Origin of the sequence: Austwickia chelonae NBRC 105200, from assembly GCF_000298175.1 — a bacterium.
Taxonomy (GTDB): Bacteria; Actinomycetota; Actinomycetes; order Actinomycetales; family Dermatophilaceae; genus Austwickia; species Austwickia chelonae.
Genome location: NZ_BAGZ01000022.1, coordinates 99086 through 124173 on the forward strand (window position 1 = coordinate 99086; position 25088 = coordinate 124173).

A 25088-nucleotide genomic window follows, 5' to 3' on the forward strand; every position below is an offset into this window, starting at 1 on the left:
TCGGCTTTATCTGCCGCGTAGGGTGAGAGAAATCCCCCTCAGCAAGGAGAATTCATGTCTTTGACGGTCCTGTCACGACGTCGGCGTCTTGCGCTGGCTGCCGCGCTGACCGCCGGGTCCCTGTGCGCTTTCCCTCTGGGGGCGTCTGCTGCGACGGTGTCGGGTGCACCGTCGTCCTTTTCTGCGGAGGCGAGCCGTGAAGGCACGCCCGAAGCGGTCAAGGGTGGCGAGAAAAAGAGCGACAAGAAGAGTGATGACAAGGGTCAGCGTGTTCGCCTGACCTCCGAGACGAAGACGGTTCTTCCGAATGTCGATGATGACTCCGGTCGATGTGTCATTCCGGCGAAGAACATCGCAGAGTTCAAGAAGGTCAGTATCTGTCACGACGGCGCCGACAACGTGGTCAACGGCGCGGAGGATGCCAAGGACCTGACCTTGGTGACACTGCCCGCGATCAAGGATGTTGACGGGAAAGCCACCGCGACCCTGTCTGTTCCGGACAAGGCCAAGGGCAAGGTTCGTGTCTTCGTGAAGGAAGGCGACAAGTGGTCGGCCGGGTTGACCTTGCCGGCGAAACTCACCTCCGCGCAGTTGAAGGCCGGGGTGACTTTCGGCGTCGAGGCCACCGACGTCATCCGGGATGCGAAGGTCTTCGACGGGAAGTTCAGCCTCGATCTGAAGGTCGACGAGGGCGGCAAATCGTCGAAGGCGTCCCTGGAGCTGCAGGTCGCCAAGTTGACGCCCTTCTCCACCCAGAAGGTGGAACAGGTCGTGACACTGAGCAGCAGCGACAGCTCGGACAAGGATCGGGTCTGGCCCCGTGAGGAGATGAAGCAGTCGGGGTCGAAGGTTCCGCTCAAGACCCGTACGGTCAACGCCGGTATCGACACCTGGAATCAGGACCATTTCGAGGGCATGTACGCCTCGATGACCCAGGGCGGTCAGCAGCAGAACATTCGCGTGCTCGCGCTGGCGCATTACAACATCGCCGGGAAGAACGAGTGGTACGGCTTCCGGGGTAAGGACGTCGGCGTCATCGCCTTGACCGGCAGCAATGGCGACACCTCGTTGGAGGGGATGGGGAACGTCGAGGGGATCGGCGCCTACACCAAGGACGGGAAGAAGCACCCGGCCGGCCGGTTGATCATGGGCCACACCGAGAAGCACAACCACGGGCAGATGTCCCAGGTGCAGCGGTCCTTCTTCGAGTCGAATGCGGCGCAGAAGCCGATCTACCTGGACACTTCTTTTCTCACCGTGGGGCACGTGGACGAGTTCATCCAGGTCATCCCGGCGAAGAACGAGCGCGGGTGGATGTTCGCGGTGGCCCACCCCAAGGCCGGCGTGGAGCTGTTGAAGAAAGTCGATGGCGCGGGCAAGGGTGATCAGACTCTGATCACGGTCTCCGGCGAGCACCGTGACAAACCGAAGTCCTCCGCGAAGGTGAAGGATGCGTTGAAGGATGCGGACTTCCTGAAGGCCAACGAGATCGGCCAGCAGCGGATCGACGCGAATGTGGAGATCCTGAAGAAGGAGCTGGGTTTCAACGACAGCGACTTCATGAAGCTCCCGATCGTGATGAAGCGGGCCGACAAAGAAGCCGAACTGGACCGGTCGAAGAGCAAGGGCACCGTCGAAGGGCCGAAGAGTGACGCCGAACCCTTCAAGGACGAGGGTCCCGGCGGCGACGATCTCGACGGGCGGGGCGGCAAGGGCAAGCCCGGCAGCGGACGGGACAAGTCCGGTCAAGCGGTCTTGGGGACCCGGAACCTGGACTTCGCCATGCCGGACGCGGTGAATGCGTTGAACTTGGGCGATGGGCGGATCCTGGTTCCGCAGCAGTTCGGTCCGAAGCTGGACGGTAAGGATGTCTTCGCCGAGGCGGTCAAAGCCGAGCATGCCAAGCACGGCGGCAAGGTGACCTTCGTGGACACCCTGCACCTGCACACCGCGGGCGGAGAGATCCACTGCGGGACGAACGTCTTCCGGAAGATCCCGGTAGAGGCTCCCGCGCAGAAGAAGTGACCGGTCACTTCTGAACTGTGAAGTGTGGCCCCGGCGTCGGAGACGCCGGGGCCACACTCATGTCCTGCGCTGATGCCGTGCTCACTCGGACCTCGAGGTGCGTCCGAGCTGCCGCTGCCATCGGTCGAGGATGTCCAGGGCCTCGCGTCGGCCTCGATCCGTTGTCTGCTCCTTGATGAGGAGGCCTTTCTCCTGCCCCTGGATTTCACGCAGGGAGATCGTCCATCGGTGAAGATATCGGCCCGGACGAAGAAGGCCTAATGTTGCTGAGGACAGCAATTCCGTCCTCAGCATCTCAGGGTTTTCCAGGAGTGTGCGAAATGCGTTCTGCGCGCTGAGTTCGTAGACTTTTCCGTCCTCGGCATGGATCGTTCGGTGAAGTCCGGCTCTTTTTGTCGGCACGCCAATGTATTTTACTGCCGATATCTCTCGGGGTAAACAACCGGTTTTCCGGACATTGTTTTATGGATATCGCACCCTGGGTGGGGTGTTTCCTGCCGGACCCGGTCGTGGCCAGAGCGTTGCGGCCGGGGGGCCGCCTGGACGCTCCGCCGGAGTCGTCGTCGAGAAACGGACGTGTCGCGTCGACCGGCCAGGCCTCCATCGTGGCCGACGTGGGAGAGGGAAAACCGGAAGAGGCTATTTTGTATAGTGATCATCCCGGAAATCCCTCGACCCATTAAGGGATATTCCCGTCAATTCGGTCGATTCCCTTGCTGTTATTTTTAGGATCCCTCAAAAGTTTCCCTGTGGGCTTTCTGCCTCCGGCAAGGAGAAGATTCATGTCTGTGACGGTTCCGGTGAGACGATCTCGCCTGGCTCTGCTGGCTGCACTGTCCGCAGGTTCCCTGGGGGTGCTCTCCCTGAGCGCCTGCAACGGAGTACTCCCCCTGGGAAAAGGCTCCGTCCCCATCGAACTGAGAGTGGACGCAAACCGTGACGGCAAGGTCGACCTGACCGGGGAGAGCGACAAGAACGGCCAAGAAGCCACCGTCGAACGCGGCGCCGTCTTCCTGGCCAATGTCGACGACGACGCCGGCCGCTGCGAACCCGCCCAGGACGGCGTCATCCGCCCCCTGAACGACCTGGCCGACTGCCACGACGGCACCGACGACATCGTCAACGGACCCGAGGACGAGAAGGACCTCGCCCCGATACGCACCGTGCCCCGCGACGTCCCCGAGGACGCCACCGCCCAGGTCAAGGTCGACGGCGCCGCCGCCGAACGCACCCGCCTGTTCCTCAAACGCGACGACCAGTGGAAGATGATCACCGAGAAGGACCAGATCACCGCGGCAGAACTGAAGAAAGGCCTCGTCCTGGGCCTGGAAGGCCGTGACGTCCTGCGTGACGCCGACACCTGGGACGGAGTCGCCGAGGTGCACATCTCCGTGACCTCCGGCGGACGGAAGAACGAGTCGACGGTCAAACTCCGCCAAGCCCCCCTGCTCGCCCAGCACGCCGCGCAGAAAGCGGTCACGGTGTTCATCGGCCCCGAGGAGAGCGGACACGCAGACGCCCCCGGCTTCAAGGACGGCCTGAAGAAACTCGTCGAGGCCGAAGGCGCCACCCTGAACCAGCTGACCGACAGCGACGACCTGTGGGCCCGAGGCCTCTTCGAGCCGATGTACCAACAACTGCCGACCGAAACGGGAGAGATGCACTCCATGCGGGTGCTGGCCCTGTCCGACCAGGCACGAGACGCCAACAGGTCGGTCTACCGCCTGCGAGGACAGGACGTCGGCGTCATCCGTACGGGAACAGCCGAATCCGAGGAAACCCTCAACTCGATGGGCAACCACGAGAACCTGCCGCCCCACCGCGTCGGCGACCGCAACTTCCCCCTGGGCCGCCCCCTGGTCGGCCACCGGCTGAGCGTCCCCACGGACTACCCCCGAGGCGACGAGAAACCGAAAGCACCGGAGAAACCCGCAGAGGACGGCGGCGGCAACCCCGGCACCGAAGAACCGGTGATCACCCCGGTACTGCACCGACAGGCACCCACCGAGGACAAGAAACCCGAGGAGAAAACACCCCGGACACCCTCCGAGGCGACGACGAAATTCTTCCGGGCACAGTCGAACGCCGAACCCCTGATCCTCGACGTCGGTTTCCTGCGCACCGGGCACGTCGGAGAGATCGTCCAGGTCGTCCCCGCCGACACCGAACGCGGCTGGCGCATCGCGGTCGCCGACCCGAAGGCCGGCAGCGAACTGGTCGACCGGCTCCTCAAGGACGGCCGCGGCGGGCAACCCTACGCCCGCAACGAAGCAGAGAGCCTGGAACAGACCTGGAACCCGGCGACCAGAAGACACAACGCCAATGCGGCCGAGATCATGACGAAGAATGTCGACCGACTCCGCCAGGCCCTCGACCTCAAGGACGACGAGATCATCCGGGTCCCCGTCCTGTTCCGCACCGCCGAGAAGATCTACGACGACGAGAACGGGTCACAGCCACGGTCCGACGACCCGAATGACAACGGCTACGTGACCTCCCTCCTACCGAATGCCGTCGACGGCCTGGTCCTGCGGAAGGGGAAGATCGTCCTCCCCGAAGAACACGGACCGCAGGACGGACAGGGCAAGGACGTCCTCCAGGAAGCGGTGAAGGAGGCCTACACCAAGGCTGGACTCGAGGTCGCCTTCCTCGACGACCGCCGTCCGCTGCACATCGACGAAGCCGATATCCACCAGGGCACGAATGTCTTCCGGGAGATGACCTCGGACGCGGTGAAGAAACCCTGATCGCACCCGGCCGTCCCGCTCGCGCACGACCGGGCGGGACGGCGGCGGGTGGTTCCTCGGAAGACCACACCGAGCCCACCCGCCCGTCGTGCCGTGCGATCAGCTGTCGGCCAACAGGTGCGGATAGTTCCGGTTCTCCTTGGGGATCCACTCCTGGTCGGCCGGGCCGGTGTAGATCTGGCGCGGACGGTAGATGCGACCCTTCGGGTCGTCGTGGATCTCCTTCCAGTTCGCGATCCACCCCGGCATCCGCCCGATGGCGAACATGACGGTGAACATGTTCACCGGGATGCCGATGGAACGCAGGATGATGCCCGAGTAGAAGTCCACATTCGGGTAGAGCTTCCGCTCGATGAAGTAGTCGTCGGCGAGGGCCGCGTCGGCGAGTTCCTGGCCCAGCTCGAGCAGCGGGTCGGAGATCTTCATCTCGCGCAGCAATTCTTCGGAGGCATCGCGGAGAAGTTTCGAACGCGGGTCGAAGTTCCGGTAGACGCGGTGACCGAAACCCATCAGTTTCACCCCGTCCTCCTTCTTCTTCACCTTCTCCACGTATTTCTTGACGTCCATCCCGGAGTCGCGGATCTCCTCGAGCATCTCGATGACCGCGACATTGGCTCCGCCGTGCAACGGACCCCACAATGCGCAGACCCCGGCCGAACAGGACGCGAACATATTCGCCTGCGCCGAGGCGACCATACGCACCGTCGAGGTGGAGCAGTTCTGCTCGTGGTCGGCATGCAGCAGAAGGAAAAGATTCAACGCCTTGGTGACGGTGTCGGTGGGCTCGTAGTTGCGATAGGGCACCGAGAACATCATGTGCAGGAAGTTCTCGACATATTTGAGGTCGTAGCGTGGGTAGACGATGGGTTCGCCGATGCTGGACTTGTACGCGGCCGCAGCGATGGTCCGCACCTTGCTCATCAGGACGGCGGCGGCCCGTTCGATGGAGGCGTCGTCGTGGGCCTCCCAGACCTCCTGGTTGTGCGCCGAGAGCGTGTTGATCATCGCGGAGAGGATGGCCATCGGCGGCGCATAGGTGGGGAAACCGTCGAAGTGTTTCTTCATGTTCTCGTCGAGCATGGAGTTCTCGGTGAGAAGATCGGCGAAACGTTCCCGGTCCTCGATGGTGGGGAGCTTGCCGAAGATGATGAGCCAGGCCACTTCCACGAAGGAACTCTTCCCGGCGAGATCTTCGATAGGGATACCCCGGTAGTGGAGAATTCCCTGGTCGCCGTCGATATAGGTGATCGCGGAGCGACACGACCCGGTATTCCCATATCCGTCGTCAAGGGTGATGTAACCTGTCTGACTGCGGAGTTTGCTGATGTCGACGGCTTTTTCGTGTTCACTGCCCTCGACGATCGGAAGCTCGTAGCTCTTCCCGTCCAGCTCGATCCGCGCCGATTCGCTCATGCCGTCTCTCCTTCGTGACAGTGTTTCGCTGGGTGCAGCTTAACGATGTGCCAGGGCCATAAGTCCGTATACGTTTGATGATCACGATCGCATCTGCGGATACCGCTGGTGACGCGGTCCGGTATTTCGGGCAAAGCGCCGGACGGCCGGTCGACGACCCGCCGGAACAGGGCGGATATCGCCGACGGCCGGCGAGGAAGCCGGCCTATCCCCTCAGAGATGTGACGCCAGGAAACGCACCGCCGTCCGGGCCTGCCCGGCCCAGAATTCGTCATTGTGCCCGCCCGGGCGGAAATCGGTGACGACCGGGGAGAGGCGCTCGGCCAACGCCCGGTTTCCCGAGACGAACGGATCGGAGGTGCCGACGCTCATCCACACCGGGATGCCACGCAGTCGCCCCGCATGCCCGATGACATCGTGCTCGGCGAAATCGGCCGGCCCGTCGAAGGCCCCGGGATCGGCGCCGGCCAGGTCCCGGTAGATCGCCGCGGAGAGGGTGGCCACCGCCGCACAACGTTCCGGGCCGTGCCGCTGAGCCAGACTCAGGGCCCCGAAACCACCCATCGACAGGCCGAGCAGGCCCATCCGCCTGGTGTCGATGCCATGACGGGCGATGAGGGGCAGGAGCTCGTCGAAGACCAGCGCACCGCTGTCGGTGCCCGGTTCCTTACCGCCGGAGCGGGCGTGCCACCAGGTGTCTCCGCCGTCGATCGCCGCGACGGCCAGGCAGTTCTCCCCGGCCGCGGCCACGATGTCATGCCTGAGCACCCAGTCCCACGACTGCCCGCCCTTGCCGTGCAGGGCCACGACCAGACCGCGCGGCTGCTTGGGCCGGACCAGGAGCCACGCGCTGTCGTACCGGCGTCGGTACCGGGAACGCAGCACCCCCCGTTCGATGCGGACACTGTTCCAGGCGGTGATGTCCTTCTGGTAGGCCGCCGCGTCCGGGGCGATCTTGCCCAGTGCCGCCCCGCCCATGCCGAGAGCGCCGAGGACGACCATGGACGTGAGCGCCACGCGGCGGGATGGGCCAGACATGCCGTAAGCCTAGGTGTACGGTCGGCCACCGTGGTCGGCCCTTCCGACCGGTGGGTTCCCTACCGGGTGAGAAGAGTTGGCGTACGAGCCGCGCACTCGGGAGGGGGCCGGCCCTCAGACGAAGATGATCTGCGCGCCTTCGCTGATCTCGATGAAGTCGGTGGCGCTGATGATGCCCTCGACGCCGTCGTAGAGATCGCCCTCGGTGAGCTTCATCATGTCGGCCGACAACTGGCATCCCCACAGGTGACCACCAGCTGCGGTGATCTGATCGAGCATCTCCGGCACCGTGGGGATCTGCAGGTCGTCGAGCTGCTTGTGCATCATCTTCGTGGCGATGCCCGTCATCCCGGGCAGGACGCCCAGCAGCTGCGGCATCGACATCGCGCCGAGACCGGGACGGAGCTTCTCCAGGTCGGCCATGTGCATCGCGGTGTTGCCGGCGAAGGTGAACTTGAGGTTGGACATCGTCGCCTTGTTGATGATGTCGAATCCCCAGAAGGTGAAGAAGAGGTGCACCTCGCATCCTTCGCCCAGAGCGGCATTGCCCATGATCAGGGCCGGATAGGCCATGTCCAGGTTGCCCTTGCTGCAGATGAAACACATCTTCCGCGTGGGGGCGCTGTCGTCGTCGCCGAAGTTCGGCACGAACGGGGTCTCACTCATGACTTACTCCTGGGTGAAGGGGGCGGATCGCTCCGGAGGGATCGGACCTGGCAGATCAGACGCAGCCCTTGGGCTTGGGCAGCCCGGCGACATAGGACATCTTCTTGGCGGGCTTCTTCGGGAAGAGGTCGAAGAGTTCCTTGGTGGGGAAACCACCTTCGCTGGAGACCCGGCGCAGGGTCGGGGTCTCCCCGCGGGCGGCGTGATCACGTCGCAGGAAACGGACGACCTCCCAGTGCCGCTCGGTCATCTCGACACCGATCAGCGTGGCCAGTTCGGTGCCGAGGGCCTCGTCCCACTGGGCGGGGTCGGTGAGGAAACCTTCGTCGTTGACCTCGATGTCGCGGCCGGCGATGGTGGTGGTGGGCATGGCATCTCTCCTTGATCGTCGTGCCCTGGGCGCAAAAGGGCTGGTCCGGTGGCGGTCGTAGCGGTGGGGGCTCCGGGGCTCAGAAGTCCGGCACGATCGGGGCCTTCTCCGCCGCGCCGGGGGCGGGATGTGATCCGCCGGGGACCGGCGGCGCCGCCGGCACGACGACCGCGGAGGTGTCCTTGCCGCGCATCGACATGGCGTGCCCGATCGGCAGGGGGCGTCCCGGCAGCAGGATGTTCCAGTAGATGTGCCGGAAGGCGAGTTTGCCCAGGTGGTTGGCCCGGGTCTCCTTCAACAGCTTCATCGGCCCGACCTTCGGCATCGGGAAGGTGCCCGGCAGCGGCTCGGTGTCATAGTTGAAGTCGATGAGCAGCGCTTTGCCGTAACCGGATTCGATGAAGCAGTTGGCGTGGCCGTCGAATCGGGAGATCAACGGTCGACCGGCCAGCGCGTCGAGGAAGTTGCGTTCGAAGGTGTCCACGGCGAAATGGGCCACCGAACCGGCCTTCGAGGTGGGGATGTCCGAGGCGTCGCCGAGCACCCAGATGTCCGGGTGCTCCCGGGAGCGCAGGGTGTGCTTGTCGGTGGGCACATAGGCCATGTCGTCGCCCAGGCCGGACCGGGTGACCCATTCCTGGCCGGTGTTGATCGGGACGGTGACCAGGAGGTCGAAGGGCACCCGACGGTCGTCGTAGGAGACGACGGCGCCGCCGTCACCGTCCTGGTCGACCCGCTCGGTGAAGAAGTCGGTCTCCAGGGTGATCCCGCGTTCCTCCAGCAGATATCCCAGGGCCTTGGAGCAGGTGGCCTTGGTGAAGGCGCCGTCGAGGGGGGTGATGTAGACGATCTCGCTGCGTTCCCGCAGGCCTCGTTTGGTGAGATATTCGTCGGCCAGGAAGGCGAACTCCAGGGGTGCGACCGGGCATTTCACGGGGAGCTCGTTGAGATGGACCACGAGGCGGCCGCCGGTGAACCGGGAGAGGGCTTCGTGCAGGGCGAGCGCGCCGGGCAGGGTGTAGAACTCGTGGACCTTGCCGTGGTCGCTCTCGTCCTGGAGCGCTTCGGCCAGTCCGGGGGTCAGCTCGGGGCGGGGGGTGCATCCGGTGGCGATGACGAGCTGGTCGTAGGGCAGTTCGCGTCCGTCGGCGAGGTGGACCGCGCGGGTCTGGGGGTCGACGCGGTCGATCGGGGCGAGGACGAGGTTGATGCCGTCGTTGATGAAGGCGTGCCGGGAGCGGACGACGTGCTGTCGGGTGTAGGTGCCGAAGGGGACGAAGAGGTATCCGGGTTGGTAATGGTGTTGGTCGTCGCGGTCGACGACGGTGATGGACCATTCGGAGCGGAGGAGCTTGCGGCGGAGTTTGTTGGCGGCCATGGTGCCGGCGGTTCCACCGCCGAGGATGACGAGGTGGCGCATGGGCGAGTCTCCTCTCGTAGGGTGCCGACGGGCTGCGCGGGCACCTTTCCCGCGGAAACGATACCCCTAGGGGTATGTGTCCGTAAGGACTTCGGTCCTTGTCCGGGTGTAGGGGAGGGCGCCCCGGAGTTACGCCTACAAAATATGCGATATTGAAACAATGTCCTTTTTCTCAGGACTTCCGACCCTCCCCGAAACCCACGATGAACAGCAAGAACATCCTTCACGCCCCTAGCTGACCAGGCAACCCCGCCACGCCGGACACAGGTCACATCTCCATAAGGCGCCTTGTCAGAGGCCACCCCAGCAAGGCAACCTGGACAAGTGCCCATCAGCACACCACCGAGGAGGCCGCACGTGAAAAGACCGACGAGGCGCATCATCGCCATCGGCGGCGCGATCGTGGCCACCGCCGCACTCCTCACCGCAACCCCCGCACCGAAAACGGTCGCCCCCCTGCGCAGCGCCCCCGTCGCAGCCATCACCCACCACGACCTCACCCCGGCCCAGGACACCCCCCTCGTCAGCGGACTCGTCGCCGACCGCGCCGAGACACCCACCCGGACGAAACGCCTCAGCCAACGCGAACTCCTCGCCACACTCGCCGACGAACTCCAGGTCGACCAGAAAACGCTGAGAAAAGCCATCGCCCGCACCCGCGCCGACCTGAAGAAAAAACGCGCCCCCCACACCAGACGCACCGTCACCGACCGGGCCACCCTCACCGCGACCCTGGCCCACCACCTCGGCCTCCCCCCGGAAAAAGTCGGACGCAGCCTCGACACCGTCAGCGCCGAACAACGGGCCCGCCGACGGGCAGCACTCGAGAAGCGCCTCGACACGGCCAAACGCGCCAAGAAGATCACCCCCGGCCAACGCGACAAGATCCTCCGCGCCCACGACGAAGGCACCCTCGGCAAACACCCCGGCACCGCGATCCGCCTCGAACACCTCGTCCGCGGCGGCTCCGAAAGCCGCGTCCGGCCCTGAACCCCCGCCGACGACACCAACCCCGCCGCCAGGTCACGCCCCGAAAACCCCGGCGCCCGCTGGCCCACCCCTGCACGAAAACAGCACCGACCCGAAGAAGACCAGTGTGAGAAGACCCAGCAAATTCGTCACCGCAATCACCGGCACCATCGCCGCCGGACTGGTCACCGTCACCGGGGCAACCATGATCGACGACACCGCCCCCCTCACCCCCCTCGCCACGAAAAGCAGCGCACCCGCCAGCGACAACCCCGAATACCGCTGCCCCACGGGCGGCCAGGCCCGAACCCACGCCCTGGCGATCCGACGACCCCCCGGATGCAGCTCCGTCTACGACGAGATGGCCGACGAACTCAAGATCGAACGCCGACACCTCCGCCAAGCCATCGCCCACGCCCGACACCACAGCAGCGCAGACACCAAACCACGCAGCGAACCCCTGCCCAGCGAACGCATCGTCATCGCCGCCGCCGCCCTCGGACTACCCCCCGAACAGGTCAAAGAGGCCTACGACAACGCCCGAAACCGGATGCGGGCCCGCCGCCGCGCCGCACTGGAAAAACACCTCGACGAAGCCGTCCGCAGCGGAAAAATCGAAGAGAGCGACAAATTCGCCCTGCTACGCCGCTATGACAGCGGCACCCTCGGCCGCACCTGGGGAGCCATCAAAAAAGCCGTGGAACGGGCCCTCAGCCGCTGACCCCACCCGCCGCCGACGGAACCACCAGAGCCACCGTCAACGCCGTCACCGTCGCCGGATCGTCCAAGGACTCCCCGTACAACTCACGCAGCTGACCCATCCGATAACGCACCGTCTGCGGATGGACGAACAGATCAGCCGCCATCGCCTCCCGCCGCCCCTGCCGCGACAGCCACACCCGCAAAGTCTCCTCCAACCGGGAACGCACCGCCGGACGTAAACCCGCCAAAGGGGCCAACACCTGCGCGCGCAGATCGGCCAAGGCCTCCTGATCCGCCGAGACCACCAGCTCCACCAGATGCTGCTCGGTGTCATAAGGGGCCGTGCCCTCCCGTGGACCGGCCCGTCGCGCCCGGGCCAAGGACGCCGCCGCCGACACCCACGGCCGGGTCGGACCGATCACCGCACCCCGCCCCGACAGGCGGCGGCGGAGCGCCACCCGATCCGCCGAACCCACCTCGGGGATGAACAACACCGTCGTGTCGTCGTCCACGCCGGGGATCTCGCCGGTGACCGACAAGGTCCGTGGATCCTGGCCCGTCCGGACCATCGCCGCCTCCTCCGCCGGAAGCAGCACGGCGGTCAAGGTCAACGGCGGCTCCCACCCGGCGCGATCCGCCCGGCGACGCAGCTCGTCCTCCGGCTCGCCCGCCGCCAACGCCCGGGCCATCCGTTCCAACAGCCGCTCCCGGGCGCGTCCTCGCGTCTCCAGTTCGTCGGTGTGGCCGGTGACACTCGCCGCCGACAGATCGTCGATATACGTGAAGACACGTTCGGCGAACTGACCCACCTGGGCCGCCGGCATCCCCGAGGCGATCGCTTCCCGGGAGAGGAAACGCCAGGCCACGCCCGCGCCGATCCGATATGCGGCCAGCAGGGCATCCATCGGCCGGCCGGCGCGGGCCTCGCCACGCCCCAGGTCGTAGGCGCGCACGGTGATCCGGGAACTCTCCACCTCGGCGCGCTCGACGTCCTCGGCCCGCAGGCTGACCGTCAGGAAGACGTCCAGGGCGAGGCGCACGGCCTCCCGGATGCGCTGCCCGCGCGGACCGGTGAACGGTCCGGCATAACTGGGGACCTCGTCGATGATCGTGGCGACCGCCGCGTCGGCGACCTCGGCGAGCGCGCCGCGCATCCGGTCGTAGCTGACCCGGTCGAGTTGCCAGTCGACTCGCTCACCCTCCCCATTTTTCATCCAAAAATGATAAAACTCTGCGCTTCCTTCACGCCAACCGGGCAGGAAAATAGTACCCAAACGGATAAATACTGAGGTCATGAGCAGCCCCCTTCACACCAGGGCATCCACGCGCGGGACCCTCACCCGGCTCGGGGAGAACCTGGCGAGCCTCGCCAGAATGGCCACCACCCCCCTGCTCCCGCACGACTACCTCGAACTCGTCGACCCCCTGCGACTGTCCACCCGGCTGCGCGGACGCATCGTCGAACGACGCGCCGAGACACCCGACGCCGCGACCCTCGTCATCCGGCCCGGACGCGGCTGGCACGCCCACCTCCCCGGCCAGTACGTCCGCCTCGGCGTCGACATCGACGGCGTACGACACTGGCGCGCCTACTCCCTGACCAGCCCCGTCGCCGCGCCCGACGGGTGCATCGCCGTCACCGTCACCCGGGCCGGACTCGTCTCGTCCCACCTGGTCGACCGGATCACCACCGGCGCACTGATCCACCTCGACCAGGCCACCGGCGACTTCGTCATGCCCGCCGCCGTGCCCGACAAGATCCTCTTCCTCACCGCAGGCAGCGGACTCACCCCCATCATCGGCATGCTCCGCAACGACGGCACCGCCCTCGCCGACGTCACCCTCGTGCACTGCGCCCCCGACGCACGACGCACCCTCTTCCGTGACGAACTGCGCGCCCTGGCCACCGTCGGCGAGATCAGCTACCACGAATGGTTCACCGGCGAGCGCGGACGGCTCGACCTGAACACCCCCGACGCCCTCGACCGGCTCGTCCCCGACTGGCGCGACCGACACACCTGGGCCTGCGGGCCCGGCCCCATGCTCGACGCCTGCGAAGAACTCTGGACAGGCCAACACCTCCTCGACCGGCTGCACACCGAACGATTCCGCACCCCGATCGTCGCCGTCGGCGAAGGAGGAACCGTGCACTTCGACCGGACCGGCAGATCCGCCACCACGGACGGGGCGACCACGCTGCTCGACCTCGCCGACAGCCAGGACGTCCTGGCCCCCTCCGGATGCCGGATGGGCATCTGCTTCGGATGCATCGCGCCTCTCCTCGCCGGCAGCGTCCGCGACCTGCGCGACGGCCGGATCACCACCGCGCTGCCCGACGACGGCCCCGTCGACATCCAGACCTGCATCCACGCCCCCGCCGGGGACTGCACCCTCGACCTCTGAAGAAACCCCGGACCGTCGCACCTCCCGGCGTATCCGCGAACAGGAGCCAGCCGATGACCCCCACCCAGAACCCCACCCGGACGCCCCCGCGGACCGGGACGAACACCCGGATCGGCAACGGGACCACCCGGCGGCACTGGACCCCCAAACCCTCCGGCGGAGCAGACCCCGCCGCCCATCTCACCCCGGAACGGATCGACGAACTCGCCCGGGAACTCGACGCCATCCGGGAGAAGGTCCTCGCCGACCGCGGCGCCACCGACGCGGCGTACATCCGACGGCTCGTCGACGGGCAGCGACGGCTGGAGGCCGGCTCCCGGATCGTGCTGCTCTTCTCCCGGCACCCGGCCGCCTGGATCATCGGCACCGCCGGACTGTCCGTGGCGAAGATCCTGGAGAACATGGAGATCGGCCACAACGTCATGCACGGCCAGTGGGACTGGATGCGCGACCCGGCCATCCACTCCACCACCTGGGAATGGGACAATGTCACCCCCGCGGCGCTGTGGAAACACAGCCACAACGAGCTGCACCACACGTACACCAATGTCATCGGCATGGACAACGACCTCGGCTACGGCATCCTGCGCGTCGACCCCGACCAGCCCTGGCACCCGGCGTTCGTCCTCCAACCGGTGTGGAATGTGCTCAACGCAATCTTCTTCCAGTACTCCATCGCGCTCTACGACCTCGACCTCTACCGCCACCTCAGCGGGCGGGCCGATGACAGCGACCGGGCCCGGCTCCGGACCGAAGCACCCCGGGTGGCCCGCAAGATCGGCCGACACCTGCTGCGCGACTACGTGATCCACCCGGCGGTCTCCGGACCCAACTGGGCCACCACCATCACCGCCAATCTCACCGCCAACCTCGCCCGCAACCTGTGGAGCAATGCCATCATCATCTGCGGCCACTTCCCCTCCGGCGTCGAGACCTTCGACCGGGACGGCATCGTCGGGGAAAGCCGCGGCGAATGGTACCTACGGCAGATGCTCGGCTCGGCGAATATCACCGGCGGACCGGTCATGCACCTGATGAGCGGCAACCTCTCCCACCAGATCGAACACCACATGTACCCCGACCTGCCCAGCAACCGGTACGCCCAGATCGCCCCCCAGGTGCGGGAGATCTTCGCCCGCTACGGGCTGCACTACGCCGCCGGCTCGCTGCCCCGCCAACTGGCCAGCGTCTGGCGGAAGGTGTTCGTCCACTCCCTCCCGGAGGAGAGCTGGACGACGATCCGGGGCCTGTTCGGTCGCCGCCGGACGGACGGCTCGTCCACCCGACCCCGCTGACCCCGACCCCCGGCCGGAGAAGACTTGCGGTACAGCCGGAGACGGGCGGAAAGCCAACAGGTAGCTTCACAGGTATGCGTCGACCTCCTTTCTTCCTGTTCGTGCACGACCTCGGCCAGACCCCCCTGCAATGGGAGGAACAGGTCGCCGCACTGCCCGGCGGGGTCGGCGCCGCCTGCCCGTGGCTACGCGGCACCAGACCAGGAGGGAAAGCCGTCGAGTTCACCGTCGCCGACGCCGCGACCTCGCTGATCACCACCTTGGACGAGAACGGCGTCGCCGCGGCCACCCTCGTCGGGGCAGGCTTCGGCGGCACCGTCGCCCTGCACGCTGCCGCCCGTTTCCCCGAACGAGTGACCGCGGTACACGCGATCTCGGCGCCCCTGCAACTGTCGAAACGGCAACTCGCCCTGCAACGCACCGCACTACGGTTCATGTCCCGCAAGAACCTGGCCGCCCGCAATATCGACAAGGACCGGCTGATCTCCGCCCTGGCCGGAGCCACCGACGGGCTGACCAGCGACGACCTGCGCGGCTTGACGCTGCCGGTCACCCTGATCGTCGGAGCGGACGACAAACCGGGGATGCTCTCGGCCCGATCGTTGAACTCCGTCCTGCGCCAGGCCCAGATCGAAGCCGTGACCGGACGAGGCGCGGACCTGCTGCACGCCGCGCCCGACGAGGTGAACGCAGTCATCTTCGCCGGCGTCGACCCGGTCGACCCCGACCAGGTCGACGACTCCCCGATCGCGCCCTGGGACCTGTCGTGAACCCCGACGGCAAGGTCGCCCTGGTCGCGGTCATCGGCCGCGGCCTGGTCGACGCGGACACCCCCGTCCTGACCGCCGACGACCTGGGCGCCACCCGCGGCGACGGCTGCTTCGACGCCACCCGGGTCACCACCGACCCCGACGGACACTCCCGCGCGGAGAACCTCGACGCGCACCTGGACCGGCTCGCCGCCTCCGCCGCAGCACTCGACATCGACCCGCCCGACCACGCCCAGTGGCGCGCCCTCATCGCCGAGATGCTCACCGCCTGGGAACTCCCTGGCGAAGCCGTCCTCAAACTGGTCCTCACCCGAGGCCGGGAATGGGCACCCGGCACCCCCACCGCCTACGCCACTCTCGTCCACCGCAGCGTCCCCCTCACCGGCGGCGACCCCTTCGCCGCCCGTCGCGGCATCAGTGCGGTCACCCTCAGCAGAGGACACCCCCACGACGCCTACGCCGACGCCCCCTGGCTGCTCGGCGGCGTGAAGACCCTGTCGTACGTCGTCAACGCCGCCGCCCAACGGGAAGCCCGCCGCCGAGGAGCAGACGACGTCCTCTTCGTCACCACCGACGGCTACTGCCTCGACGGCCCCACCTCCGGGCTCGTCGTCATCCACGGCAACCGGCTACGGACCACCCCGACCGGAGCGACCGGCCTGCTCGGCTCGGTCACCGTCGACCGCATCGTCACCGCCGCCCGCGCCGACGGCATGGACGCCCGCCACGCACTGATCCCCGTCGCCGACCTGACCGACGCCGACGGGATATGGCTGGTCAGCAGCGGACGCGGCCCGGCACCGGTGCGCGTGCTCGACGGGCAGGCGCTCGCCGTCGACGAGGCTCTGGTCTCCCGGGTGGCCGGATACGCCGGTTTCGCCGTCCCCGACAGCACGGCCGATCCTGCCGGTCACTGAGGCCACCCTTCCTCAGGGATACCCCTAGGGGGTACCGTGGGTGAAGGGTGCCCGCCACGGACACCCCACCCAGCACCCACCCACGACAGGGCACCGACATGGCCGGATACAGCGGATCCAAGGACGAGTACGCAGCCCGACTGCGCCGCATCGAAGGCCAGGTCCGCGGCATCGCCCGCATGGTCGACGAAGACACCTACTGCATCGACGTCCTCACCCAGATCGCCGCCGCCACCAAAGCACTCGAAGCCGTCGCCCTCGGCCTCGTCGAGGACCACATGGGGCACTGCGTCCTGCACGCCGCCATGTCCAGCGAAGAAGAAGGCCAGGAGAAGGTCCGCGAAGCCGCCGCCGCCATCGCCCGACTTGTCCGCAGCTGAACCACCCACCACCCACCAGAGGAGCACACCCATGACCACCACCACCCTCAAAGTCGACGGCCTGACCTGCGGAAACTGCGTCAAACACCTCACCGAGGAACTCGAAGCCATCCCCGGAGTCACCGCCATCGACATCGACCTGGTCACCGACGGCACCTCCACCGCCGTCGTCACCAGCGACGCCCCCCTGACCGACGCCGCCATCGCCGAAGCCGTCGACGAAGCCGGATACGACCTCGTCGACGTCCAGGTGTGACATGACCGACCTCCACCCACGCCACCCCGCCGCCGCAGCGACCACGTCCACCGCACCCGACGCCCCCGAAAACCCCGCCGGGCCGGTCGGACAGGTCGACCTCGCCATCGAAGGGATGACCTGCGCGGCCTGCGTGGCGCGGGTGGAGAAACGCCTCGGCCGCCTCGACGGAGTCACCGCCGTCGTCAACCTCGCCACCGAGAGCGCCCGCATCACCCTGCACCACCAACGCCCCGCCGACGAACTCGTCGCCACCGTCGTCAAAGCCGGCTACGGAGCCCGCGTACTCGCCGTCCGCGATCTCACCGCACCACCCCCCGCCCCCGGAGAACCCGCCGACACCGGCAGCGCACCCGACGTCCACGACACCTCCGCGCCCACCCGCCAACGCCTCGCCGACCTACGCCGACGCCTCCTCGTCGCCGCCACCCGAGGCCTCCCCGTCATGGTGCTCTCCATGGTCCCCGCCTGGCAGTTCACCGGCTGGCAGTGGATCGTCGCCGCCCTGACCATCCCCATCGCCACCTGGTGCGCCTGGCCCTTCCACCGCAGCGCCTTCGCCGCCGCCCGCCACGGCGCCTTCACCATGGACACCCTCGTCTCCCTCGGCGTCATCGCCTCCACCACCTGGTCGCTGTGGGCACTCTTCCTCGGCGGTGCAGGCCAACTCGGCATGCGCATGGACATGTCCCTCCTGCCCGCCCTCGACGGCGGACTCATCGGCGGCACCCCCACCACCGGGCACGGCAACGGACACGACCAGGACATCCCCCACCTGTACTTCGAGACCGCCGCGATGATCGTCACCTTCCTGCTCGCCGGACGGTACGCCGAAGCCCGCAGCCGCCACCGCGCCGGCGACGCCCTCCGATCCCTCCTCGCCCTCGGCGCGAAAGAAGCCACCCGCGTCGACACCGACCCCGACGGCACCCGCCACCACCGACAGATCCCCGCCACCGCCCTCCGCCTCGACGACCTGATCCTCGTCCGCCCCGGCGAAACCGTCGCCACCGACGGCACCGTCGTCGAAGGACACTCCGCCGTCGACTGCTCCATGCTCACCGGCGAACCCGTCCCCGTCGACGTCGCACCGGGCGACGAGGTCGCCGGCGGCACCGTCAACAGCACCGGAGCCCTCGTCGTCCGAGCCACCCGCGTCGGCGAACACACCACCCTCGCCCGCATCGCCCGCATGGTCGCCGAAGCCCAAGCCGGGAAAGCCCCCGTCCAACGCCTCGCCGACCGCGTCTCCGCCGTCTTCGTCCCCGTCGTCCTCGCCATCTCCGCCGCGACCTTCCTCACCTGGGTGATGACCGGCCGCCCCCTCCAAGCCGCCTTCACCGCAGCCGTCGCCGTCCTCGTCGTCGCCTGCCCGTGCGCCCTCGGCCTGGCCACCCCGACCGCACTCCTCGTCGGCAGCGGACGAGCCGCCCAACTCGGCATCGTCATCAAAGGCCCGGAGATCCTCGAATCCACCCGCCGGATCGACACCGTCCTGCTCGACAAGACCGGCACCCTCACCACCGGGCGCATGTCCCTCGCCTCCGTGCACCCCCTCGACGGACAGGACGGCGACGCGGCGCTCGCCGTCGCCGCCGCAGCCGAGCAGGCCTCCGAACATCCCATCGCCGCAGCTGTCGTCGACGCCGCCCGCGAACGCGGACTGGCCCTGCCCGAGGCGGCGGCCGTCCGCGCCTCGACCGGGCTGGGAGTGTCCGCCGAGGTCACCGTCGACGGACAGGCGAGGCAGGTGCTCGTCGGCCGTCCCGCCTGGCTGGCCGACCGGGGGATGGCGGTCGACGGGGTCGAAGAGGTGGTGGCTGCGCTCCCCGGAGGGGCCACCGCGGTCGCCGTCGGATGGGACGGCCGGGCCAGGGCGGTCCTCGCCGTGTCCGACACGGTCAAGGACGAGGCGGCCGACGCCGTCGCCCAGCTGCGTGCCCTGGGGGTCGAGCCGTACCTGCTGACCGGGGACCGGGCCGAAGCGGCCGTGCAGATCGCCGCCGAGGTGGGCATCGCCCCCGACCGGGTGGTCGCCGGGGTCCTCCCGGAGGGCAAGACCGACGAGGTGCGTCGTCTGCAGGGACAGGGACGGGTCGTCGCGATGGTCGGCGACGGGGTCAACGATGCCGCCGCGCTCACCCAGGCCGACCTCGGACTGGCCATCGGCACGGGCACGGATGTCGCCATCGAGGCCGGCGACCTGGTCCTCGTCTCGGGCGACCCTCGGGCCGCGGCCGCCGCGGTACGGGTCTCCCGGGCGACCCTGCGCGTGGTGAAGCAGAACCTCGGCTGGGCTTTCGGCTACAACGTGATCGCGCTTCCGCTGGCGGCGGCCGGCCTGCTCAACCCCGGGATCGCCGCAGCCTTCATGGCGAGCAGTTCGGTGATCGTCGTAGGTAATTCGCTGCGACTACGACGGGCCCACTGAGCCGCCCGCATCCGGACTTCAACTCAGCGAACCGTCCGGGAAACGACGGGCGGGCTGCTCCAGCTCAGCCGGGTCGTCGTCCCAGGACCAACGCACCGCGATGGTGCCCGGATCGTCGTGCCGGGTGTAGATCGTCAACTCCGATGCCGGCGAGGACACCGGACGGAAAGGCAGGTCCGGCACCCGACGGCCCACATAGAACTCCTGACGCTGCGGCGGACAGTCGGGCGGGAAAGAGACCGTCACACTGTGGGAGTAGATGGACTTCAGGTGCAGACGCTGCCAGTCGCGGACCAGGACGTCGGGCGAGTCGTAGGACACGTGATGTTCCAACAGGTACGGGTCCTCGGCGCGCAACGGCTGGTCCAGGATCAGTTCGGCGACCGTGAGCGTCTCCCTGAGCACACTCACCACACGCCCGACGGAGCACCCGTGACCGGCGCCGACCACCGGGAGCACCCCGGGGATATCCGAGTAGTAGCCGACGAGGAGCCGGTCGAATCCGTCCCGGTCGGCGACGATCACATCGGTCACCGAATGTTCCTTCTCCGCACGGTCCTCACCGATGGTGATGAACTCCTCCTGACAGACCCGACGGAAACCGTCGTCCCAGGCGATGCCCAACATCGCCGAGATCCGGTCGCACTCGGCTTCTTCGGGGCCGTGGCGCAGCACGGTCGCGACACGGCCGCCCGACCGTCGGTGCCGTTGGCTGGGCAGCCGCGAGGCCAACGAACCCCGCGGGGCCTGCAGGATGACCTCGAGGGCGCCCAAGGCCTGGAGGGAGGCATGCCGCACCGGCGCGCTGCGCCCCGTCTGCCAGTAGGACAGGGTCGCCACCGACACGTCGTGCCCGTACGACAGCAGATGGGCGCGCACCCGGTCGAGGCTCAGACCGCGCGACTCGATGGCCTCCCTCAGGGCATCCGCGAAGTCACGGTTGCGTTCCTGAACCATCGTCCCTCCCTGGGTTCTTCCTCGAATCATGGTGGCACACCGAGGCCTCCACCTTCGAGGACGCACCCCCCGCCCGTGGCGTCCCGGCCCAGGTCGGGAGCTTCCCGCCGTCGGCCATGATCCGGGTCGTCCCGGAGCGTACGCTGATCGGATGGCCCGTTACCTCGATATACACCCGGTGAACCCGCAGGACCGTCTCATCCGACAAGCGGTGGACGTCGTGCGGGAAGGTGGCCTGATCGCCTACCCGACGGATTCGGGTTACGCGCTCGGCTGCCGCCTGGACCAGGTCTCCGGTAAAGAGCGCATCGTGTCGATCCGCCGCCTCACCGACAAACACCATTTCTCGTTGATGTGCGCCGACTTCTCCCAACTGGGGCAGTTCGTGCACGTCAGCAACGCGGTTTTTCGTGCGGTCAAGGCGGCGACCCCCGGCCCGTACACCTTCGTGCTGCCGGCGACCCCGGAGGTCCCTCGGCGGCTGATGCACCCGAAGAAACACACCGTCGGGGTGCGGATCAGCCCGACCCCGGTCGTCCAGGCGCTGCTCACCGAGCTGGGTGAGGCGATGCTGACCACCACGTTGATCCTGCCCGGCCACGAGGAGCCGATGATGAACGGCTGGGAGGTCAAGGACGAACTCGACCACCTGGTCGACGTGGTGATCGACACCGGCGAGTGCGGTGCCGAACCGACCACGGTCGTCGACCTGTCCTCCGGGGTGGCCGAGATCCTCCGGTACGGCGCGGGCGACGCCTCCCGTTTCGAGGAGGACTGACCGTCGTCACGACGGATCGGACGGACACGGACGGGGCCCCGCAGCAGATCGGCTGCGGGGCCCCGGCGTGAGTGGGATCCCGCCCGTTCCAGAGGTGGCAACATCTGGGACGGGCGGGAGACTGGGGGTGGGATCAGGCGTCGACTAAGGTCAGCACCGGCCAGGCGCCGGGGGCGAAGACGGTGCGGTCGACCACATTGCCTTCCTCGGTGGTGTCGCGGTGGGCGACCAGTAGCGCCGAGGTGGCGCTGTCGCGGGCGACGGCTTTCGCCAGGGCGATGGCCACGGCCTCGCGGGTCGTGTGGGTGCGGTCGAAGCCCGGCTGGTCGGGGGTGGTGGTCTCCCCGAGGAGGTTCTCCTCGAGCACGAAGTACCGGGGGTTGTTCCGGCGTGGGTCGTGGATGGAGAGATTGAGTACACGCACCCGGGACCCGTCGGTGGCTTGGAACTCGATGCGCATCGTGATCTCCGTGAGCGGTGGAAGGGGCGGGGGAAGCCTGCGGTGGGCTTTCGCCGTTTTTCTCGGACGTTTAACGGAATCGGCGTTCTTCAGGTCGATCTGAGCTGAACTCGCGGATTGCTCCTGCGATCTTGTCAAGGACGGTCTCGGCGTGGGTCCCCTTCGGGGCGTGGCGGATTCCTTAAGGTCGGGGAAGCGCCGCCGGAGAACTGGCGACCGGCGGCCGTGCGTCTTCCGGACGGTCGAGATCCCTGGCCCACCACCTGCCGACAACGACGTCTGCCCAAGGAGATCATCATGCTGTCTCGCCCCTGCTCACGCGCCTCCCGTCGGACGGCCGGCGCCCTGGCCCTGGTCCTGTCCTCGCTGCTGCTGCCCGCGGCCGCCGGGTCGGCGGCTCCGGCCGAACCGGCCGGTTCCGGCGACGGGACGATGGTCGTCGGCGGGGAGGAGGTGGGTCGGGTCGAGGAGAATCCCGGCGCGGTCGCCCTGGGACTGAAGGGGAATCCGCAGTGTACGGGGGCGCGGGTCGCTCCCCGGTGGGTGTTGACGGCCCGGCATTGTGTCGAACCCACCTGGGAGGGGGACAGCATCGCGGTCGACACCGCCGACACGCGCACGGTGGTCTTCGGGAAGGGGCCGCGGGCGAAGATCGTCCGGGCGGCGTACGCCCCGGTGGGCGACATGGCTCTGGTGGAGCTCGACGGAGAACCTGCCGGGCCGGTGCTGCCCTGGACCGACCGGCTTCCCCGGCGCGGCGACGTCTTCACGGTCATCGGGTGGGGTTCGACGTCGATCGAGGGGGACGCGGGGCTCCGGCTGCGCCGAGGGACCCAACGGATGGACCGTTTCGAAGGGACCTCCAACTTCCCGGATCTCAAGGCGGCCGTGCTGACCCGGATCACCGGGTCCGGGTGCATGGGCGACAGCGGAGGTCCGCTGCTCCGGGAGGGCAAGGTGTGGGGCGCCTATCTCGGCGGGGACTGTCGTTCGGTGAACTTCTACACGACCACGGCGGACAATGCGTCGTGGATATCCCGGACGACGGGGGTGCCGCCGGTCCGGTGACCGTCGAACGGTCGACCCGGTGGGATTCGGCGGCTGCCCTGTTCGCCAGGGGAATTCCGACAGTCGGGATGTTTCGTTCCACGGGTGCCCGTCCCCCCACAATGGGGAGATGAAGGCACTCCTGCTGGAGAACGTGCACTCGCTGGCCGCCGAGATCCTCACCGGTGCCGGTTTCGACGTGACCACCCACGGTGGCTCGCTCGACGAGGACGAACTGATCGCGGCGCTGCGCGGGGTCACCACCGTGGGTATCCGTTCCAATACGCACATCACCGAGCGGGTGTTGTCGGCCTCCCCTCAGCTGGAGAGCATCGGGGCCTTCTGCATCGGGACGAACCAGGTCGACCTGGCGGTGGCGGCCGCCCGTGGCGTCGCCGTCTTCAATGCGCCTTTCTCCAACACCCGTTCGGTGGTCGAACTGGCGGTCGCCGAGATCATCTCGTTGGCGCGTCGGCTCACCGAGAAGGACCGTGCCCTGCACGACGGGGTCTGGGACAAGCAGGCCACCGGTTCGCACGAGATCCGCGGTCGGAGGCTGGGCATCGTCGGCTACGGGAACATCGGCTCCCAGCTGTCGGTGGTCGCCGAGATGCTCGGCATGCAGGTCTTCTACTACGACGTGGAGGACCGGTTGGCGATGGGCAATGCCCGACGGTGCAACAGCCTGGCGGAGTTGTTGGACGTCGCCGAGGTCGTCTCCCTGCACGTCGACGGGCGTGGCGCGAATGCCGGTTTCTTCGGGGAGGAGCAGTTCGCGCGGATGCGTCCGCGCAGTCTCTTCCTGAACCTGTCCCGTGGTTTCGTCGTCGACTACGAGGCCCTGGCGACGCATATCCGTTCGGGCCATATCGCGGGCGCGGCGGTGGACGTCTTCCCGACGGAACCGAAGAACCGCGGGGATGCTTTCACCACGCCGCTGCAGGGTGTCCCGAATGTCATCCTCACCCCGCACATCGGCGGATCGACCGAGGAGGCCCAGGTCGACATCGGCCGTTTCGTGGCCTTGAAACTGCGGGACTACTCGCTGCTGGGGAATACGTCGATGTCGGTGAACCTTCCGCCGGTGAACCTGCGCCAGGAGCCGGGCGGGAGCCGTCTGGCCTATATCCACCGGAATGTGCCGGGCGTGCTGGCCACGGTCAACAATCTGCTCGCCGAGCACGGCGTCAACGTCGAGGGGCAGTTCCTCGGGACGCACGGCGATTTCGGGTATGTCGTCATCGACACCCATGACGTGGTGCCCGACGCCGTCCTGGCGGGTCTGCGCGCCTCGGAGGTGACCATCCGGGTGAGGCATATCGGTTGAGCTGCAACGGATGTCGCTTGCCGGGGGAACTGGCGAGGGTTTCGGCGAAGGCGGGTAGGCTCACCGTTTTTCCAGGAGGTGTCGGTATCGTGTGGGCACGACGTCTGCCCGAGACGATCGAGGGGGACCGCATGCAGGTCTGACCAGGAGCGGAATGACGAAGAACGACCGGGGCCCGTCCCGTCCCGACAACGAGGCGAGCCCGGGTGCCGAGGCGGAGGAGCGCCCCGCGACACCGACCGTGAGATCCGGCGCACCGGCCTCGAAGGGCCCGGCGAAGTCTGCGGTACCGGCACCGAAGACCACGAAGCCGAGGACCGTCGTGCCACCGCCGAGGCGTGCCGCGCCGGCATCTCCTCAACGGATGGTCCCGCCGTTGAAACGGCCTCCGACGCTCACCGTGAAGTCCGACGCGCCGGCCGAGTCGACTGCGGAGATCCGACGACTACCCGTGCCGGATCCGCGGGTGGCGGCGAAGAAGGTGCAACCGACGACGGAGCGGGCCGCATCGACACCGGCCGCGGCAGCAGCGAAGAAGGCCGCGGCGGCAGCTTCCGCGCTGGCCGCCGCGCGAGCTGCCGCCGCGCAGGCCGACGCCCCTCCGGCACGACCTGCCAGGCCGGGCGAACCTCCGGAACGACCGACGAAAACAGGCGTCACCCCGGCACGACCGGTGAAGGCCGGCGTGGCGAAGAGGCCGGTACCGAAGGCCACGGC

Annotated in this window: 23 protein-coding genes; 14 read left to right on the forward strand and 9 right to left on the reverse strand. The window is 67.6% G+C overall.

Annotated features, from left to right (window positions below):
• Positions 1–54 precede the first annotated feature (54 nt).
• Both AUCHE_RS14485 and AUCHE_RS15935 read left to right on the forward strand, forming a co-directional pair.
• The gene (locus AUCHE_RS14485) at positions 55–2025 is read left to right on the forward strand and encodes a protein-arginine deiminase family protein (RefSeq protein ID WP_006504075.1); all 1971 of its coding nucleotides are present in this window, start codon (positions 55–57) and stop codon (positions 2023–2025) included.
• 782 nt (positions 2026–2807) lie between these two features.
• On the forward strand, positions 2808–4772 hold the full coding sequence (locus AUCHE_RS15935; protein WP_006504077.1) for a protein-arginine deiminase family protein: 1965 nt from the start codon (positions 2808–2810) through the stop codon (positions 4770–4772).
• Positions 4773–4871: 99 nt separating this feature from the next.
• Here AUCHE_RS15935 and AUCHE_RS14500 read toward each other — a convergent pair whose 3' ends face one another.
• From AUCHE_RS14500 to sqr, 5 genes are all read right to left on the reverse strand, one after another.
• Positions 4872–6185: a citrate synthase gene (locus AUCHE_RS14500; protein ID WP_006504078.1), complete on the reverse strand. Its 1314-nt coding sequence runs from the start codon at positions 6183–6185 to the stop codon at positions 4872–4874.
• A 213-nt stretch (positions 6186–6398) separates the two neighbouring features.
• A complete protein-coding gene (locus AUCHE_RS14505) occupies positions 6399–7223 on the reverse strand; it encodes an alpha/beta hydrolase (protein WP_081578259.1) in 825 nt (274 codons plus the stop codon).
• A gap of 114 nt (positions 7224–7337) precedes the next feature.
• Entirely contained in the window at positions 7338–7889 is a 552-nt protein-coding gene (locus tag AUCHE_RS14510; protein WP_006504080.1) for a DsrE/DsrF/DrsH-like family protein, read from the reverse strand.
• Positions 7890–7944: 55 nt separating this feature from the next.
• A complete protein-coding gene (locus tag AUCHE_RS14515) occupies positions 7945–8259 on the reverse strand; it encodes a TusE/DsrC/DsvC family sulfur relay protein (RefSeq protein WP_006504081.1) in 315 nt (104 codons plus the stop codon).
• A 79-nt stretch (positions 8260–8338) separates the two neighbouring features.
• Entirely contained in the window at positions 8339–9679 is a 1341-nt protein-coding gene (sqr, locus tag AUCHE_RS14520) for a type III sulfide quinone reductase, selenoprotein subtype (protein WP_006504082.1), read from the reverse strand.
• A gap of 357 nt (positions 9680–10036) precedes the next feature.
• Here sqr and AUCHE_RS14525 point away from each other — a divergent pair, with 357 nt between their 5' ends.
• Complete coding sequence (locus AUCHE_RS14525; protein ID WP_006504083.1) at positions 10037–10669, forward strand: hypothetical protein; 633 nt, start codon at positions 10037–10039, stop codon at positions 10667–10669.
• A 106-nt stretch (positions 10670–10775) separates the two neighbouring features.
• Entirely contained in the window at positions 10776–11369 is a 594-nt protein-coding gene (locus AUCHE_RS14530; protein ID WP_006504084.1) for a hypothetical protein, read from the forward strand.
• Here AUCHE_RS14530 and AUCHE_RS14535 read toward each other — a convergent pair.
• Complete coding sequence (locus AUCHE_RS14535; RefSeq protein ID WP_006504085.1) at positions 11359–12564, reverse strand: helix-turn-helix domain-containing protein; 1206 nt, start codon at positions 12562–12564, stop codon at positions 11359–11361. The genes AUCHE_RS14530 and AUCHE_RS14535 overlap by 11 nt on opposite strands.
• A gap of 79 nt (positions 12565–12643) precedes the next feature.
• On the opposite strand from AUCHE_RS14535, the gene AUCHE_RS14540 reads away from it, so the two are divergent.
• From AUCHE_RS14540 to AUCHE_RS14570, 7 genes are all read left to right on the forward strand, one after another.
• Positions 12644–13753, forward strand: coding sequence for a ferredoxin reductase (locus AUCHE_RS14540; protein WP_006504086.1), 1110 nt, complete (start codon positions 12644–12646; stop codon positions 13751–13753).
• A 53-nt stretch (positions 13754–13806) separates the two neighbouring features.
• The gene (locus tag AUCHE_RS14545; protein ID WP_006504087.1) at positions 13807–15048 is read left to right on the forward strand and encodes a fatty acid desaturase family protein; all 1242 of its coding nucleotides are present in this window, start codon (positions 13807–13809) and stop codon (positions 15046–15048) included.
• 74 nt (positions 15049–15122) lie between these two features.
• Positions 15123–15818 (forward strand): alpha/beta fold hydrolase, encoded by a 696-nt coding sequence (locus AUCHE_RS14550; protein ID WP_006504088.1) that lies wholly within the window; start codon positions 15123–15125, stop codon positions 15816–15818.
• Complete coding sequence (locus AUCHE_RS14555; RefSeq protein WP_006504089.1) at positions 15815–16735, forward strand: aminodeoxychorismate lyase; 921 nt, start codon at positions 15815–15817, stop codon at positions 16733–16735. Before AUCHE_RS14550 ends, AUCHE_RS14555 begins: the two co-directional genes overlap by 4 nt.
• Before the next feature lie 98 nt (positions 16736–16833).
• Positions 16834–17115 carry a metal-sensitive transcriptional regulator gene (locus AUCHE_RS14560; RefSeq protein WP_006504090.1) on the forward strand — a complete coding sequence of 94 codons (282 nt, stop codon included), beginning with the start codon at positions 16834–16836 and terminating at the stop codon, positions 17113–17115.
• A 31-nt stretch (positions 17116–17146) separates the two neighbouring features.
• Entirely contained in the window at positions 17147–17371 is a 225-nt protein-coding gene (locus tag AUCHE_RS14565) for a heavy-metal-associated domain-containing protein (protein WP_006504091.1), read from the forward strand.
• Position 17372: 1 nt separating this feature from the next.
• Positions 17373–19802, forward strand: a complete 2430-nt coding sequence (locus AUCHE_RS14570; RefSeq protein WP_006504092.1) for a heavy metal translocating P-type ATPase — start codon at positions 17373–17375, stop codon at positions 19800–19802.
• An 18-nt stretch (positions 19803–19820) separates the two neighbouring features.
• Here the strand turns inward: AUCHE_RS14570 and AUCHE_RS14575 are convergent, their stop codons facing one another.
• Complete coding sequence (locus AUCHE_RS14575) at positions 19821–20759, reverse strand: helix-turn-helix domain-containing protein (protein WP_006504093.1); 939 nt, start codon at positions 20757–20759, stop codon at positions 19821–19823.
• Between the two features lie 151 nt (positions 20760–20910).
• Here AUCHE_RS14575 and AUCHE_RS14580 point away from each other — a divergent pair, with 151 nt between their 5' ends.
• Entirely contained in the window at positions 20911–21537 is a 627-nt protein-coding gene (locus AUCHE_RS14580; RefSeq protein ID WP_006504094.1) for an L-threonylcarbamoyladenylate synthase, read from the forward strand.
• A gap of 133 nt (positions 21538–21670) precedes the next feature.
• Here the strand turns inward: AUCHE_RS14580 and AUCHE_RS14585 are convergent, their stop codons facing one another.
• The gene (locus tag AUCHE_RS14585) at positions 21671–21997 is read right to left on the reverse strand and encodes a hypothetical protein (protein WP_006504095.1); all 327 of its coding nucleotides are present in this window, start codon (positions 21995–21997) and stop codon (positions 21671–21673) included.
• 297 nt (positions 21998–22294) lie between these two features.
• Between AUCHE_RS14585 and AUCHE_RS14590 the strand changes: the two genes are divergently transcribed.
• Positions 22295–23065 (forward strand): trypsin-like serine protease, encoded by a 771-nt coding sequence (locus AUCHE_RS14590; protein WP_006504096.1) that lies wholly within the window; start codon positions 22295–22297, stop codon positions 23063–23065.
• A 109-nt stretch (positions 23066–23174) separates the two neighbouring features.
• Positions 23175–24371, forward strand: coding sequence for a phosphoglycerate dehydrogenase (serA, locus tag AUCHE_RS14595; RefSeq protein ID WP_006504097.1), 1197 nt, complete (start codon positions 23175–23177; stop codon positions 24369–24371).
• Positions 24372–24728: 357 nt separating this feature from the next.
• Here serA and AUCHE_RS17035 read toward each other — a convergent pair.
• Positions 24729–25088: hypothetical protein (locus AUCHE_RS17035; RefSeq protein WP_006504098.1), on the reverse strand; the 360-nt coding region annotated here is incomplete at its 5' end.